This is a genomic window from Amycolatopsis japonica, from assembly GCF_000732925.1.
GTDB classification, from domain to species: domain Bacteria; phylum Actinomycetota; class Actinomycetes; order Mycobacteriales; family Pseudonocardiaceae; genus Amycolatopsis; species Amycolatopsis japonica.
This window is the reverse complement of the sequence record NZ_CP008953.1, coordinates 6,030,805-6,046,298: the sequence shown is the minus strand read 5'-3', so window position 1 is coordinate 6,046,298 and position 15,494 is coordinate 6,030,805. Positions and strand designations below refer to the sequence as shown.

Genomic DNA, 15,494 nt, shown 5'->3' with positions numbered 1-15,494 from the left:
GGCACTTCTGGCGCAGAGGGCTGGCGATCGATACCAGGGCGGAGTCGCCGGACGTGGCACGCGAGGTCGCTGCCGGGCCCGCCGGCATCGACGCGATCCTCGTCTACGCCTCACGGGCCACGTCCATGACGAAGGCTGCTACGGAAGGCGAGTCGGTGGCTGTCTTCGCGTACGTCATTGCCGGCGTGGTGACGTGCTGGGCGGGGTCCCGCCGTACGGGTTGCTGTCGGGGAGACGGGACGGCGAGTCGCCACAGGAGCGGAGGCAGGGCGATCTGTTCGCGGAAGGGCAGCTTCCAGATGTCCTCGCGGAGAGGGTGAACGCTGGTGCACCGTGCTCGGTAGGGTTCGAGCACGCGATCGCGCGTGGCGACCACGCGGTAGGTGATGACGGCGATATGGGGTGTGAGGGGCAGGAGTTTCGTCATCGAGAGCCGGAATGTGTTCCACGGCTGTGTTTCTGACCAGTGGACGAGCGCTTCCTCGCGGGTGAAGCACTCATCGGTGAGAAACACGACGGCCTCGGGGTGGGCATTACCTCTCGAGCTATTCGTCTGCACGCGGTGCAGGTACAGATGACTGGTGGTTCGGGTCGCTCAGGCGAGGATCGCGTCGAGGTCCGCTGTGCCGTCGGCGACGGAGCCCGCCAGGTCGGTCAGGAGACGGTTGTGGGATCGCGTGTAGCGACGCAGGCGCCGGAACGCTTCGTCCATGGAGAGGGACCCGTGGTGGGAGAGGACTCCCTTGGCCTGTTCGATCACGACGCGGCTGGTCAGGGCGGTCTGCAGTTGTTGGTTGAGCCGGTCGCCGGTTTCGATCGCGCGGTGTTGCAGGATGCCGATGGTGGCGATGTCGGCCAAGGCCTGCGCGAGGGCGAGATCATCGCTGTCCGCGCCGCCGGGTTCGCTGCTGAGCAGTATCAAGACGCCGATGGTCCGCTCACGCAGCCGCATGGGCAGGGCGTGGAGGGCTGTGAACCCGCATTTCCCGGCCGCGGTGGTGAACGACGGCCAGCGTGCCGGCTCGCTGTGGAGTTCGGCGCAGTGGACCGCCGTCCCGCTCTGGAGGATGTCGGCCCAGAATCCGCTGTCCGCTCCCGTACTGAACAGTGCCATCAGCTTCTCACGCTGCGCGGATGGCGCCGCGGCCGCCAGATTTCCGTGCGGGTCGAGCAGGAGAACCCCAGCAGCCGGCACGGCGAGGAGTTCGACGCACTGCTCGGCCAGGCCGTTGAGAGAGTCGGCGAGGTCGAAGGCCGAGACCTGGGTGTCGGCCAGCCTGATGAAGGTCCGGGATATTCGGCGCTCGCGTGGGCGGCGCGCGGTGTTTCCGTCGTCCGGAATGTCGGTCATGCGTGGCGCTCCCAAACGTTCGTGGGTTCGACCTCGACGAAGCGTTTGGCGCACAGCACTTCGCGGTGGCGCGGCGGACCTGCCAAGACCTCATCTTCCTCCCTGACCATGGGCCCGGCAGCCGCCGAACGGTCGTCGTGACAGGTCAGAGCGGTGCCCATGGCCAGGCCGACCGTACCGTCGTGCCGACCGGGCCTGTGGTGATGACGGTTCCGGGGGAAAGCGTGAACATCAGGCGCAGGCCATGTCCGTCACCGATCCGGCTGTCGTCGGCGAATCCCCGCCCTGTGTCGGCGACGACCACGGTGACGGTGTGTTCGTCGGCGGTCATGGTCAAGGACATCGTTCCGTCGATTCCGGCGGGATACGCGTGCTGGATCACGTTTTCCATCGCTTCGTTGGCGACGAGCCTGGCGTCCTCGGCCCGGTCGGTGCCGAAGCCGCGCACCGTGAGCCACGCCAGCACGAGCTCGCGGAGAACGCGGGCTTCGGCCGCCACGGCGAGGACTTCGCGTGAGAAGACGGAGGATCTCGCGGGCATGGCGGCTGTTCCTTGGTTGCTCGGTTCGCGGTGCCGGCGCGCTCTGGTGGCGGTCCGGCGGTGTACGGAGGTGATGGCGAAGTTTGCTTGGTGCTGGTCATGACCGTGTCGATTCGAGCTAGTGGCCGGGCCGGGGTCGTCTGGCTGGCGAGTCGTCGTCGGTCCCGGCCGATGTGGCGATGGCTGCCGAGCGTGAACCGTGGATGATCAGTTGTTCGTGCAGCCCGGTGATCTGCAGTGGCCGAAAGACGGTGCGCGTGGTGGCGACCAGCCGGAAATCGGTGTGCGGGGCGGCTTTCCGATGGGCGGCCAGGAGGACCTCCAACCCGGCGGAGTTCAGGAATTGGACGTGAGTCAAGTCCACGATCAGCCGTCGCGGCCGACGGCTCAACGCCGCCTCGATCGCCTGGCGTGCCGCGGGTGCGGTGTGCAGGTCCAGGTCGCCGTCCACGATGAGCACCAGTGTCCGGCCGAGTTGTTCCGCTGTCACGGACAGAGGAGGGGAACAAAGCGCGGGAGGCTGCTGTCCGCCGGCGGGGACCTCGATGACCGCGCGAACGAGTCCGAGGTCCGTCCTGTTCTGCGGAGTCGCGCCGAGCGCCGTGCGATCTGGTCGTGGACGACGCGACCGGCGAAGATCGAGCGTTATGAGTTTCACGATCCTGGCTCCAGACTGGCCGGCCGTCGCTGAAGCTCGCCGCACGGAAGTGACAGGCGCACGGGCTGAGGGACAGATACGACCGGTTGACGGGCGATCGTCGTGAGGGCGGTGTCTGGGCACTCCGGCGCTGTCCCCGACAGTCTACCGCGTACTGAGAATAAAAGAGGCCTCTCCAGATCGGCTGCTCTGCCGGAGGTACCGGTCTCGCATCGGTGGGCCCGGCACCGAGATCAGGGTCTACGCTGGTACGTGTCACCCGATCGGTCGTCCGGAACCGGGCGGAACGGATCGTGGTGTATCGGGTTTCGCCCCGGACCTTGGCGTCTCAGGCTCGAGCCGTTGTTTCGCCAAGGAGTCGTCATGGGCATTCTCGCCTGGATCGTGCTCGGCCTCGTAGCCGGCGTCATCGCCAGGTCGGTGTCGCGTCGTCGAACGAAGCAGGTCCTCGTCGTCTCGATTCTCGTCGGAGTCACCGGGGCCGTCCTCGGTGGCTGGATCGCCGCGGCCTACCTCGGGATCGATGCCGCACAGGGGTTCTTCGACCTCACAACCTGGGCCACCGCCATCGTGGGATCGGTGCTGCTCCTGATGATCCATCACGCGATCAGCGGAGGACTCCTCAGGCCCAAGCCTCGCTGGCGGGTGCGCCGATGACCGGCCCGGCGGCGGGATGGCGATGGCGCCAGGCGTCGCGTTCCGAGAGGCGGGGAACGAGGATCATGGCGGAGCTGGAGCCGTTCACCGACAGCGCGGAGCGCGATCGGCGGCGGTGGAGCCGCCGGAGGACGGTGTCGGTTGCCTGCACCCTCATCAGAGTCCTTTGTGGACTGTTCGCGGCGGCGCTCGTGGCGTGGATCGTGCTGGTTTTCGGTGAGGCCAACCCCGCGAACGGGGTGGCCGAGTTCGTCCGAGGGTTCGCCGCCGGTGTTTCGCTGGGGTTCGACGACATGTTCACCCCGGCCGATGCGAAGTTCCGAGTGCTGCTCAACAGCGGTCTCGCCGCGATCGTGTGGCTGGGCATCGGGTCACTGGCCACGATGCTGATCCGCCGGTTCGCCCTGCCCCGGCCAGGGGAGTCGTACTGACCCTGCGTTCCGGAGTAAAGGGGGCTAACGTCGATACAGCACATCGTTGCTTTCAGGAGCGGGACGGTCATCGCCCGATGTTCTGAAGGACCGCTCCGGACCCGGCGGCGCCCGTTCGGTGTCGTCACAGTGACGACCGAATGAGCCGACGAGCCGTCCGCAGCGCACGAGAGGCCTGCCCATGGCCGACTCCCGGCACGAGCCGAACGTTCCCGACGATGCCCGGCTGGTGGTCCCGCGCCTTTTGCGGGTGACTGCGGAGTCCGGGTGGTGGCTTGCTCGTCGTCGGCGCGACCCTGTACCTGCTCAGTCTGGTCGCCGGCTATCTGGCCGCGGTGGTCGTGCCGGTGGCGATCGCCTTGCTGCTGGCCGCGATGCTCACCACCGGCCCGCTCCATCTCAGCGCCGCACAACTCCGGGATTCGGTCAACGACCTGGTGACCACGCTGACGAATTCCCGGACCGGCTTGACCTCCGGGGCGCTGAGCACGGCGGCGACAGTCGGTGGAGTGCTGGCGCAGGCGCTGCTCGTGTTGTTCGTCTTGATCTTCCTTCTCGCGCACGGACCTGGAATCTGGGCGTTCCTGCTGCGTGCGGTACCCGGCCGGACGCGGACCAGGGCCGACGTCGCCTGGAGGCGGAGCCTGGCCGCGCTCGTCAACTATGTGCGCGCGACGATCGCGGTCGGCATCGGTATCGGCATGGCCGTACTGGGTGTTCCGTTGGCCGTGCCCTTGTCGGCGCTGGTGTTCCTCGGCGCGTTCGTGCCGATCATCGGCTCGGTGGTGGCGGGCACGGTCGCGGTCTTGATCGCGCTGGTGCCGGCCATCGCGACCGGGCTGCTCGTCGGTGGCATCGCCGGGGCGTTGCTGGCCGTGCCCCTGCTGGCGAGCAGACCCGCGGAGTCCGGCCCGCCTGAACCCGGTCTCGACCGGGAACCCGAACCACGGCAAGGAGACGCCCCATGACCACGACGACCCGCCGGCTCGACCAGAGCCAGATAGAGCTCATCGGCAAGGAGCTGGATTCGCTGCGACAGCGTGTGGTGGCGGATCTCGGCGCGGACGACGCCGATTACATTCGCCGGGTCGTCGCGGTGCAACGGCTCAGTGAGGTGTCGGGCCGGGTGCTGCTGTTCGCGGGCTGGTTCCCGCCGGCGTGGATCGCCGGTGTGGGCGCGCTGGCGTTGTCGAAGATCTTGGACAACATGGAGATCGGGCACAACGTCCTGCATGGTCAGTACGACTGGATGAAGGATCCGACGCTGAACTCGCGGACCTTCGAATGGGACATGGTCTGCCCGAGTGGCCAGTGGCGCCGTTCACACAATTTCATGCACCACACCTACACCAACATCCTCGACAAGGATCGCGACGTCGGTTACGGCATCATCCGGATCACCGAAGATCAGAAGTGGAATCCGTACTACCTCGGCAATCCGCTCTACGCGGCGGCGCAGGCGGTGTTCTTCGAGTACGGGATCATGCTGCACGACCTCGAAGCGGACCGGATCGTGCAAGGACGGCGGTCATGGGCGGAGATCCGCCCGTTGCTCGGCCCGATGCTGCGCAAAGTGGGCGGACAGGCGGGCAAGGACTATCTGATCTTCCCGGCGCTGACCGGTCCGCTGTTCCCGGTCACCCTGGCGGCGAACGTCTGCGCGAATCTGATCCGCAACCTGTGGGCGTTTTCGATCATCTTCTGTGGTCATTTCCCCGACGGAGCCGAGGTGTTCCCAGAAGAGGAGAGCGAAAACGAGAGCAAGGGGCAGTGGTATCTGCGTCAGATGCTCGGCTCCGCGAACATCACCGGAAGCCCGCTGTTTCACCTGCTGTCCGGCAACCTCAGCCACCAGATCGAGCACCACCTGTTCCCCGACATCCCCTCCCGCCGCTACCCGCGGATCGCGGCCGAGGTGCGGCAGATCTGCGAGAAGCACGGCCTGCCCTACAACACCGGCTCCCTGTCGAAACAACTCGGCTCGGTCATCCGCAAGATCTTCCGCCTAGCCTTGCCATGACCGACCGGCTTCTCGTCCTTCTCGGTGATGCCGCGCCGGCCAGCGCGGCTACCATCGATCGTCCCGGTACGCGCGCAACCATCGCGTCGTGATACGGCGCATGCACTACTCACCACGTCGGCGCGGCGGAGGCGGCGCAGGCGGCGGTGGATATTCGCTCGGTTTCTGCGACTACGCCAGCGCGGCACTCAGCGTCGGAGTCGGTCTCCTCGCGTCTCCCTTAGGCCTTTGGGGCAGTGGTGTGGCAGGTGGCGGAGTCGGCCTCGCCACAACCTATCGCTGCAACAATCCCAACGACTCGACCTATGATCCCTTCGACAAGTACAACTGGCCAACAGACTGAGCTGCCCGGGCCGCAGATTGGACGAAAATGTCAAAGAATAGCGCGGGCTACATCTTCTTGATACTGCTGTGCGGAACAGGAGTCGTCTTCTGGGTCAACCAGGCTCCTTCGATCGGGGTTCCCCTGATCGGTGCCGCGATCGGCGCCCTGCTGGGCGCGGCAATTCGCTCGCGCAAGTCTAAACGACGAGATTAGGGCTGGACAGCAAAGTTCTGCCGCCGCTGCTAGTTCTGGTGTCGGTGAAGCCAGGCCCTGGAAAGTCCAGCACGGACGGAACGTGGACCAGCGTGACGGAGATCGGTTCCACTGGCGGGCTTTACGTTCACTACGGAACATCGACGGCATTGCTGACCTCAACGATTCCGGTGGTCTGAGTCTCGCGATCATGCCGGCCCAGTGAACTTCGGTTCACCGGGCTGGCGTCGTATTCGGGGGAGCATCGGCTTGTCTGTCGCCGCGCATGACGTATAACTCCAGCAGCTCGGTACCGGCGCGCAGCGCGATGCATCGGGCCCCGCGGAGCAGGGGCTTGCTCTCGGCCCGCCGGTGATCGCGGGGAACACCTTTCCCGAGCTTCACAGGTACCGGTGATCGCTCGCTGCGATAGCGCTGCAACGTTACGTCTACCTGGGCGGCCACCCGCTGCCGAGCCAGCTCTCGTAAGGCCGTGAGATTGCCGACTCAGAAGTAGTTGGCGAGCGCGGCGTCGACCTTCTGAGCGGCGTAGATGTTGCCGTGGGCGAGCCGTCTGCGCAGCGCCTGCGGCGTAATGTCGGCGAGCACCACCTACGCCACGGCGCGGCCACCCTCATGATCGCCGCCGGAGCGGACCTCAAAGTCGTGCAAGAGTTGCTCGGCCACTCCTCCATCGCGGTCACCGCAGACACCTACGCCCACGTCCTGCCCGAACTCGCCCGCGACACCGCCGAAGCCGTCGCCGCCATCGTCCCGCGCGACCAACGACACAACCGCCACACCGCCTGATCCGGCTATAGGAACACTTGAAACAAGGACCAGTGCCGGAGTGGCCAATGACGTTCCGCGACATCCGCTCGCGCTTCTCGTCGAACACGGTTTCGCTGGGTTGCCCGTGGTCGACGCTGCGGGCCGGGTGGTCGGCACGTTCGCTGAGTTCGACGTGCTTCGCGGCACGACGGAGGGCGACATCGGGACCACGACCGGCGAGGTGGTGACCACGGGGACGGTCGAGGCCGGTGTCCCGGGGGCAGCGGTTGGTCAGTATGCGAGATCTGCTCCGCCCGCTTGTGTGACCCGATGATGCGATCGCGGCTCGGTGTGGGCCTGCTCACCGTCGCGCGGGGGATCGTCCAACGAGACTCGAGCTTCTGACGCACGCCTCAGTCAGTCAGGTCTAAGCAGGCGCTGGCCTGTGATGTTCGAGACTCTGCTGGTCGGCTGGAGCGAGCTGCGGTCTTGTTGATGCGGTCCGACATAGTGGAGCATTGGTACTACCGGATGTTGTGCTCCAGGGTTGTGGTTCGCGGGGCTCTTGGAAGGCGCCTACCTCCGGATTGTCGCATGTAAACCGAAGCAGATTGGTCTGAGGGCGCGCTATCATCCCAGGTCAGCAAGTGTGCTCCCCGCAGGCGCGGGGATGATCCGACACCGTTGTGCCGATCGCATCGGACAACGGAGTGCTCCCCGCAGGCGCGGGGATGATCCGCGCCCGGAAATCGACAGCGCAAGCGCATCGAAGGTGCTCCCCGCAGGTGCGGGGATGATCCGCCGTACAAGCAGACCCTGGCGGAACCTGGGAGTGCTCCCCGCATGCGCGGGGATGATCCGCTTGCCAAAGAGGCGATCGACCCGAAATCGGCGGCGGTGCCATGGTATTGAAGGCCATAATGGCGCGGAAGCGGTGGAGACGTTGCCAGCCATGAAGTCCTCCTTCATTTGGGCGGTGGAGGTCGCGGTGCAGGATGACGGGAGTGTCTTGATCATTTGGGGGTGGGTGGCGATTCCGGGAGTGCGGGAGGAGGCCGCGCCGGTGAACGGAGGGCATGGTGGTCCTGCTGGCAGCAAACGTGCTGCCGAATGGACGGGCACGTCGTCTCCGATTGGGCTCCGTTGCCCACGTAGAGCCCGATACAGGCCGACACGCAGTGGCACCTGGCCCGGGCTCAAACTGGCGTTGACCTGCGAAAAACGGCAATATTTAGCATCTGACGACACTGGCTGACATGTCGGATCTGCGGTCTCATAATCCCTTGGCCGTCGGTTCGAGCCCGACCCGGCCCACCACGTCGAAATCGTTGCCCACCTCCGGGGAGTTTAGTCCTTCGGCAGTAATTTCGCCTTGGCGTCAATCGCGATTGGGCTCCGTTTGCTCCGGTGTGCCGATAGCAGGAGAAATGCTCTGCGGAGCCGGTTGGTGGTGTAGCAGCCTTTCTGCTTCTTCGTCACAACCGCTGCGGTGGGGCTCGGCAGGTCCGGAGTTCTTTAGCTTCCACGGCTGGACAAGCTTCCGGTGTTCATGAAGAGCACGCTCACTCCCAGCTTGATTCTGGCGGTGTGTTTTAGGAGCACGGAACCGGCCGGCGGGGCGAAGACGGCACCGAGGCTTATCGTCCTCTTCGCGTGTCGCCGGCACGCTCCCAGTCTGTTCGCAACCGCAGTCCTGGTAGCCTCTGTTCACTTTGCCTGGGGGAGATGAGTGCAAGATGCCAAACGTGGAGCGCCTCGGCTATCTGAGAGCCGGTCGAATCGCGGTGTTTGTCGCCGCGTCGGCAATGCTGTGGCTAGTCGGGTGTTCGTCGGACAAGTCTGGTTCGGCGCCGCAAGGCAAGGTCGCCGAGGGCGTGGCCCCGTCGTCCGCTGACCCGGCTACCAAGACGCCCACTCCGGACGCTTTGTGTGAACTTCTCACATCGGCTGAGCTGTCGATGCTCACCGGAGAGGTGTCCGATCCGAAGTCTTTGGCTGTCGGCGGATTGCCCGCGTGTCACTGGGAGACGCCTGCCGGGGGTCGCGTCCAGGTGATCGGTACGTCAGCAGAAAAGTGGGCGACGCAATTGCCCGCAGCAATAGAGCAGGTGAAGAAGTCGGGACTGCTCGACGATCCGGAGACGGCTCGCAAACTGGAGGCGGCTCGCGACTTGATCGCGTCTGGCAAGGAGATCGCGCCGGATCGTGCCTGTGAGCTGTTCTCCACGCTGCTGGAGGTTCAAGGACTACCGGCAGGCAGCTCCCGCACCGTGAATCTGATTCCCACTCGGGCGAACCCCAAAGCCATCAACGGACAAACCTGCATTGGAGGGAGATTTACGTCCGTCCAGCTCGTCGCGCCGAACCTGACCGGCTCCGACGAAGAGGTCTCGAGAATGTCGAGCGTGCTGACCAGGGCACACGAACGCAACCGCGGCTAAGCATCATCCAGCCGCGGTTGGGTGCAACATGGCGGTGCTCTTCCGCCTTATCGAGAATTCCGACATCGAACTCCTCCACCTGCGGTCACCGAACGTGATGGCGAAGGAGGGTTCAGTGCGGGCTTTCAGTAGATCGTCCATCGGGCGCGGCCTGCTCGGTCGAAAAATCCCAGACGTTATGCCACAGCCGAATCATCGCCCGATATTTCGCCCCATTTCTCTTCGAGATGGGTTTGATATCCCGTTTCACTGCATCCCAATCCCGGCGAGAAGTCACCGGACTTGTCGGGGGCGCCTGCGAAGGTGGCGGCATGACGGAAGAATTCCCTGAGGTTGATTCGGATCGCCGGTTCCGGCTGGAGACGCTGTGCGATGTCGTCCAGGCCGAGCTGGCGGCCGCCGCATCTGGCACGTCTTCGACGCCGACACGCCGTGGTCGGCGTTGCTCCCGACCACAGACGGCTGGCCGCCCGCCCGTCGGCCGCGAAGTCACAGCGAGGCATTGATCGACATCGAGCTCGTCCGGCCTTGCTAGTCTCGCGTGCATGGCGCTGACTTCGCCGGACTCGTGGTCCGGCTCGCTGGAACGGCGGCTTCGAAGGATCGTCAAGCGGTGGGCGGTGTCCCGCAAGTCTTACGACGACATGGTTCTGCGTGCCTCGGAATGGGCAGAGCGGAACGCGGCGCTGGACGAGAGCCACCGCCTGCTCACGGTCGAGCACGAGAACCTGCGGTCCCGGCACGAAGACTTGCTGCGCGCGAAGCAGGCGTTCGAAGACCGGTATCGCACCTGGGTGCCGCCGGGACATTTCTACTCGCCCTTCCCCGCCAAGGAGGAGATCGATCGGCGTGCTGCCGCGCTCTTCGACGTCGATGCCCGTCCCGAGGCCGTCGACCTACGGGAAGCCGACCAGATAGCCCTGTTCGGCGAACTCGCCGACCTGGCGGCGGACCTGCCGTTCACCGCGGAACCGAACGAGCGCCACCGCTACTTCTTCGACAACCCGGAGTACTCGTGGGCGGACGCGATCACACTGCACACGATGCTGCGTCACCTCCGGCCCCGCCGGGTCATCGAGGTCGGCTCCGGCTACTCGACGGCGATGACGCTCGACACGATCGACGGCTGGCTCGATGACACCGAGCTGACCTGTGTCGAGCCGAACCCGCAGCTGCTGGAGAGCCTGTTGCGGCCCGGAGACGGCGAACGCGTCCGGATACTGGGCAAGCCCGTGCAGGACGTCCCGGTCGAGACGTTCCAGGCACTCGAGGCCGGGGACGTGCTGTTCATCGACTCGACCCACGTCGTCAAGGCAGGCTCGGACGTCAACTACCTGTTCTTCGAGGTGCTGCCGCGGCTGCCCGACGGCGTCTGGATCCATCTCCACGATGTGTTCTTCCCCTTCGAGTACCCGATGACCTGGCTGACCGAAGGGCGGGCGTGGCAGGAGGACTACCTGCTACGGGCGTTCCTGATGTACAACGACCGTTTCGAGATCTGCTGGTTCCAGCAGTACATGTGGATACACCACCGGCGACTGCTGGAGGAACGGATTCCGATGATGGCGAACAATCCCGGCGGAAACATCTGGCTGCGAAAAGTCGCCGGCCATCAGTGACGCGAAAGCCACTTTCGCGACGTCTGACGTCCCGAAAGTGGCTTTCGCGACGTGGCCGCGCGCCCCGACCTCGTCAGAACGGCCAGTCGGCGTTCCGTCCCGCTTCGAGGAGCGGGACCATCGTGAAAGCGGCGTCCGTGAGGCCGCCGAAGGTGTGCCGGTTTCCGCGCCCGGACGTCGAGTGGCCCCGCTCGTAACCCGCGAGGTTCCACGTGTACAACGCCGTGTCCTGCGGCACGGTCTGGTCGACGTTGCCGGACGAGTGCTGCTCGTCGGTCAGGATCACCACCCGGTCGTGGTGACCCGGACGCAGGTGACGTTGGATCGCGCCGACGGTGTCGGTGCCCGCGCCGATGAAGTAGCCGCCGTTCTTCCACCGGTCGAGCCCGCACAGCAGTGACTCGCCTCGGGGCACGTCGAAAGCCTTGGAACCGGTGCCGCCGTAGTAGCCGTTCGAGAACGACACGACGTCCGCCGTCTCGCAGCGGGCGCCGAGTGCGATCCCGAAGATCGCGGCCGCGTCCCAGCGCATCAGCGTGCCGTCCTTGCTGAAACCCGCGTTCATCGAACCCGACGTGTCGACGAGGATCAGTGTCCTCCCGGCGAGCCGCGGCACGTTCGCCAGCGACTCGGCGATCGCCTTTTCCAGCGTGTACGACCAGCGAAGCGACGGCGCCGCCCGATACGCGGAGAGGAACCTCATCGGGAACTGCCGCGAATTCGCGACCTGCTCCGGATCGGCCAGCCGTGCCGCGACGCCCTCGGCGACCTCGTCGGACACGCCTGCCTCGTCGAAGTTCCGGAGGTTCCGCAGCAGCGCCATGTAGCCCATGGAAGGGATCACGGCTTCCCAAGCGCGCGCGTCCATCGGGCCCTGGAGCCAGCCGGCCAGGGACTCCCACGTCATGCCCGCCCGCCGAAGGGCGGACCGTGCGGTGTCGGGCCGGCTGAAGAGATCGCGCCGCTTCTCCTTGTCCCACGCCATGAGGTCCGCGCGGGCGCCGAGGACTTCCAGTTCGGCGGGGATCTCGCGGCCGGGGTTGAACCGGACGTCGACGATGTGCTTGAACAGGGCGTCCTGCACCGGGTCCTTCGGGTCCGGGTGGGCCAGGCCGAGGACGTCGGCGAACCGGAAAGCGCGCGCGGCGGAGTCCCACTTGAGGAACGACTTCTCGGTGAAGAGCCGGACGGCCGCGTCGGCGATGCCACGCTTGACCGGCTTCGGGATCTTCTTGCCGTACAGGGAAGTCCAGTAGGCGAGCAGTTCACCGGGTTCGTCGGCGCGCTGGAGCACGGAGTCGACGACGGCACGGTTCGCGATGGGGGCGACAGGCGACGGGTCACCGGCGAGCCGCGCGTGGACGTATTCGGCGGCGCCGACGATCGCGGCGGTCCGCATGTTCGCCTCCGTGCGGAGCCAGCGGAGGAACCGCGCGGTCCACTCCGGGTCGGCGAGCGCAGTCTCCCGGACGAGGTCGGCGAACCGCGTGTCGCGCTTGTCGCCGGTCTCGTAGAAGGTGTTCTCGCCGACCATGTTGGTGACGGCGAGCAGGAACAGTTCGGACTTGGTGTCCCGCGCGTAGCCGTCTCCGCCTTCGTGGGTGACGCCGCCGGGGCTCCGCTCGCCGACGATCGGTGAGCTCGTCGCCGGCCGTGTACCAGTGGTGTTGAACTTCGACACCCTCGACCCTCGTCTCGTTCGAGGGGAGCTGCGATTCCGGATGAGGCCCGAGAAAAAGTCGGTGACGGTGGCTGTCCAATGCTCTACCGATTGAGCTACCGGCGGGATGACCGCCGGGCGGGGCTCGAACCCGCAACCCTTGGGTAATCGAAGTAACCGTCGCCTGCGCACCGGGCACATCCGAAATCATGGCTCCCGAGAAATTGTCGGTGACGGTGCCGTTCGGATGAGGAAGTAACCGTTACCTGCGCACCGGGAGTGCTCGCTCAAGCTAACAGAGTGCTCGTGCCCACGTCTCCGGAATTAGCCGGCCCGCCTCAGAAGCGGGGAAGCTCCAGCAGGTTGTTCTTCCAGATCCCGTCCGCGCGCGTGCGGAGGAATTTCGGGCCGAAGGTCGGCTTGATGATCTCCACGGCCACCCGGTGGATCCCCTCGTCCACGTAGGCCTTCCCGTCGTCGTCCTCGAGCCACGCCACGATCGCCGAAACGAAACTCTCGCCGGTCTCGCCGCTGCCGGGGTTGATCCAGCGCAGTTTCGTGATGCTTTCGTGGAACTTCCCACCTTCGAGCCGCGCTGCGATGATCTTGATGGCCATGGTGCTACCTCTTCGGCTGGATGCCCTCGAGCGAACAGGGGTAAAGCGGTACTCGCCACCTGCCCGCACCCCGTTACGCCGTCCGGTCGCCGTGCTTCGAACGTTACGAGTTCGAGCGCGGGGCGTCGTTCTGAGTCAGATGACGCAGACCGCGCGCGTTTCGCCATGTCACCGTCCTCACGCCGGCGGGAACACCGGACGGCGGAGAGGGGAAACGGACATGTGCGCTGCCCACAAGAGATCGGCCCTGGCGGGAATCGCCCTGGCCGTGGCGGTCTTGGCCGGCTGCGCGCCGGACCCGGCACCGGAGGCGGCCCCGCAGGCGGCGCCCTCGCCGTCGGCGGCGGATCCGGCCGCGGCGGTGGCCTGGATGAACGGCTTCTGCGGCGTGGTCAAGGACTTCATCGACGGCAACAACAAGATGCCGTCGGCGAGTGGTGAGACCGTGGAGGCCATCAAGAAGAGCACGAGCGACCAGCTCGGGCACTACGCGGCGATTCTGACCAAGACGGTCGACGGCCTCGGCGCGCTGCCCGCCGCTCCGGTTCCGGCCGGAGACGCGGCGAAGCAGGAGTTCCTCGCGAAGTACACCTCGGCGCGCGACAAGACCGTGAAAGCGAAGGAGGGTCTGGACGAGGCGGGGAAGAACGACACCGCCGCGCAGGGCCGCGCGGTCGACGGGCTCATCGCCGCCCAGAAGGACACGCACGGCGCGCTCGACCCGGTCGCGGCCGTCTTGGGCGCTCCGGAGCTGAAGACGGCCGCCGCGACCGCGGAACGCTGCCGCCCCTGACTCGTGAGTGGCAAGGACGGTTCTAACCGTCCTTGCCACTCACGAGCCCGGCACCCGCTGGCACGTTCATTCCTCGGCGAGGATCTTCCGCAAACGCGTCAAAGCGCGGTGCTGAGCCACCCGCACGGCGCCGGCCGTCGAACCGACCACACCGGCGGTCTCCTCCGCCGACAGGCCCACGACGATCCGCAGCACGACGATCTCCCGCTGCTTGTCCGGCAGGATCCGCAGCAGTTCGCCCATCCGGTCGCTCAATTCGTTGTGCAGCGCCCGTTGTTCCGGGCCCACGGACTCCGAGATCCCGTCGGGGACTTCGGCGACGGGCTCGGTGCGGTTGCGCGCGGCGGCCCGGCGGGCGTCGGCGACCTTGTGCTGGGCGATGCCGTAGACGAAGGCGAGGAACGGCCGTCCCCGTTCCCGATAGGTCGGCAGCGCGCGGAGGATCGCCACGCAGACCTCCTGCGCGACGTCGTCCGCCGACGCGTACGTCCGCTCCTGCCTGCCGATCCGCGACCGGCAGTACCGGATCACGAGCGGGCGCACGGTGGTCAGCAGATGGTTCAGCGCACGCTTGTCACCCTTCCCGGCGGCCGCGACGGGTTCGTCGAGGGTGTACCACTGCGACGGCGTCACCTGCTCGGGTTCCGAGTCCGCCGGGGTTCCGGGCGCCACCAGGGCGAGTTCCCTGACCATCGCGCGGTTCTTGATCCGGGCGAGGGTGTCTTCGGCGTCGAGTCCCATCCGCAGGGCGTCGAGGAAGGCGCAGTTGGCGCTGGCCAGCCGGTCGGCGAAGCCGGGATCGTGCTCCGCCAGCCGGCCACGCGCGTGGCGCAGCGTCGCCCCGACCGCCTCGTCCGCGATCCCCAGCACCCCGGCGATCTCCCGCGCCGAGTAGCCGTCCATCGTCCAGGCCATGGCGAGTTGCTGGCGTTTCGGCAGGCTCCCCAGCATGGTCAGGACGGCCGACGCCTCGTCGGCGAGCGCGGTGAGCTTGTCCTCCCGGCCGGCGTCGGCGGAGGCCCAATCGGCCCGGACCGCGGTCTGCTCCTTCGCCCGCCGATGCCCGACGCGGCGGACCCACGCCTTCGGATGCGTGATGCCCTGCCAGTCTTCGTAGGCGTTGAGCATCGCCTCCGCGGCCGCGTCGCGTGCCGGGTCCAGCGCGAAGCCCGCCTTGCACAGAAAGCCGGTGAGCAGCGGAAATTCGGCGTGGAAGAACTCGTCGAACCCGTCGTGGCCCATCACCCGCACTCACCGCTCTCAGCCGCCTGACGCGAATGCCCTCACAGGACAGGTGCAGTGAGCGGGCCGCTGAGTGTAACGATTCGGTCAAGGTGATGTTTGCGGTGCGTACCCGGCCGGATACCCGGAAGTCGTTTGACGGGGAAGGGAAAATCGGAAAAAAGGAGGTGATAGGA

At 66.3% G+C, this 15,494-nt stretch carries 15 protein-coding genes and 1 pseudogene; 8 read left to right on the top strand and 8 right to left on the bottom strand.

Annotated elements, in window-relative coordinates; all coding sequences use genetic code 11:
* Positions 1–103: 103 nt before the first annotated feature.
* The 4 genes from AJAP_RS28040 to AJAP_RS28025 all read right to left on the bottom strand — a co-directional run bounded on the left by AJAP_RS28040 (position 104) and on the right by AJAP_RS28025 (position 2,382).
* Positions 104–559 (bottom strand): hypothetical protein, encoded by a 456-nt coding sequence (locus AJAP_RS28040; protein ID WP_148311585.1) that lies wholly within the window; start codon positions 557–559, stop codon positions 104–106.
* Between the two features lie 36 nt (positions 560–595).
* On the bottom strand, positions 596–1,351 hold the full coding sequence (locus AJAP_RS28035; protein ID WP_051972617.1) for a GAF and ANTAR domain-containing protein: 756 nt from the start codon (positions 1,349–1,351) through the stop codon (positions 596–598).
* A 145-nt stretch (positions 1,352–1,496) separates the two neighbouring features.
* Positions 1,497–1,892, bottom strand: coding sequence for an ATP-binding protein (locus AJAP_RS28030; RefSeq protein ID WP_038516839.1), 396 nt, complete (start codon positions 1,890–1,892; stop codon positions 1,497–1,499).
* Positions 1,893–2,010: 118 nt separating this feature from the next.
* Entirely contained in the window at positions 2,011–2,382 is a 372-nt protein-coding gene (locus tag AJAP_RS28025; RefSeq protein ID WP_038516837.1) for an STAS domain-containing protein, read from the bottom strand.
* A gap of 531 nt (positions 2,383–2,913) precedes the next feature.
* Between AJAP_RS28025 and AJAP_RS28020 the strand changes: the two genes are divergently transcribed.
* From AJAP_RS28020 to AJAP_RS28005, 4 genes are all read left to right on the top strand, one after another.
* Positions 2,914–3,207: a GlsB/YeaQ/YmgE family stress response membrane protein gene (locus AJAP_RS28020; protein WP_051972616.1), complete on the top strand. Its 294-nt coding sequence runs from the start codon at positions 2,914–2,916 to the stop codon at positions 3,205–3,207.
* Positions 3,208–3,272: 65 nt separating this feature from the next.
* A complete protein-coding gene (locus AJAP_RS28015; RefSeq protein ID WP_038516835.1) occupies positions 3,273–3,638 on the top strand; it encodes a hypothetical protein in 366 nt (121 codons plus the stop codon).
* A 275-nt stretch (positions 3,639–3,913) separates the two neighbouring features.
* Positions 3,914–4,606 carry an AI-2E family transporter gene (locus AJAP_RS28010; RefSeq protein WP_038516833.1) on the top strand — a complete coding sequence of 231 codons (693 nt, stop codon included), beginning with the start codon at positions 3,914–3,916 and terminating at the stop codon, positions 4,604–4,606.
* Positions 4,603–5,658, top strand: coding sequence for a fatty acid desaturase family protein (locus AJAP_RS28005; protein WP_038516831.1), 1,056 nt, complete (start codon positions 4,603–4,605; stop codon positions 5,656–5,658). Before AJAP_RS28010 ends, AJAP_RS28005 begins: the two co-directional genes overlap by 4 nt.
* Before the next feature lie 772 nt (positions 5,659–6,430).
* Here AJAP_RS28005 and AJAP_RS43165 read toward each other — a convergent pair.
* A pseudogene (locus tag AJAP_RS43165) lies at positions 6,431–6,787 on the bottom strand (sensor histidine kinase); the annotation flags it as partial.
* Between the two features lie 24 nt (positions 6,788–6,811).
* On the opposite strand from AJAP_RS43165, the gene AJAP_RS43160 reads away from it, so the two are divergent.
* The 3 genes from AJAP_RS43160 (at position 6,812) to AJAP_RS27985 (ending at position 11,006) form a co-directional block, all read left to right on the top strand.
* A complete protein-coding gene (locus tag AJAP_RS43160; RefSeq protein ID WP_084098365.1) occupies positions 6,812–6,985 on the top strand; it encodes a tyrosine-type recombinase/integrase in 174 nt (57 codons plus the stop codon).
* 1,706 nt (positions 6,986–8,691) lie between these two features.
* Positions 8,692–9,387 carry a DUF3558 domain-containing protein gene (locus AJAP_RS44880; protein ID WP_228694601.1) on the top strand — a complete coding sequence of 232 codons (696 nt, stop codon included), beginning with the start codon at positions 8,692–8,694 and terminating at the stop codon, positions 9,385–9,387.
* Positions 9,388–9,932: 545 nt separating this feature from the next.
* Positions 9,933–11,006, top strand: coding sequence for a class I SAM-dependent methyltransferase (locus tag AJAP_RS27985; RefSeq protein WP_202965550.1), 1,074 nt, complete (start codon positions 9,933–9,935; stop codon positions 11,004–11,006).
* Positions 11,007–11,079: 73 nt separating this feature from the next.
* Here the strand turns inward: AJAP_RS27985 and AJAP_RS27980 are convergent, their stop codons facing one another.
* Both AJAP_RS27980 and AJAP_RS27975 read right to left on the bottom strand, forming a co-directional pair.
* Positions 11,080–12,687 (bottom strand): TROVE domain-containing protein, encoded by a 1,608-nt coding sequence (locus AJAP_RS27980; protein WP_038516828.1) that lies wholly within the window; start codon positions 12,685–12,687, stop codon positions 11,080–11,082.
* Positions 12,688–13,004: 317 nt separating this feature from the next.
* A complete protein-coding gene (locus tag AJAP_RS27975; protein ID WP_038516826.1) occupies positions 13,005–13,283 on the bottom strand; it encodes a DUF3892 domain-containing protein in 279 nt (92 codons plus the stop codon).
* A gap of 220 nt (positions 13,284–13,503) precedes the next feature.
* Between AJAP_RS27975 and AJAP_RS27970 the strand changes: the two genes are divergently transcribed.
* Entirely contained in the window at positions 13,504–14,076 is a 573-nt protein-coding gene (locus AJAP_RS27970; protein WP_051972614.1) for a hypothetical protein, read from the top strand.
* A gap of 66 nt (positions 14,077–14,142) precedes the next feature.
* Here the strand turns inward: AJAP_RS27970 and shbA are convergent, their stop codons facing one another.
* The gene (gene shbA, locus AJAP_RS45245) at positions 14,143–15,318 is read right to left on the bottom strand and encodes an RNA polymerase sigma factor ShbA (protein WP_084098363.1); all 1,176 of its coding nucleotides are present in this window, start codon (positions 15,316–15,318) and stop codon (positions 14,143–14,145) included.
* Positions 15,319–15,494 lie beyond the last annotated feature (176 nt).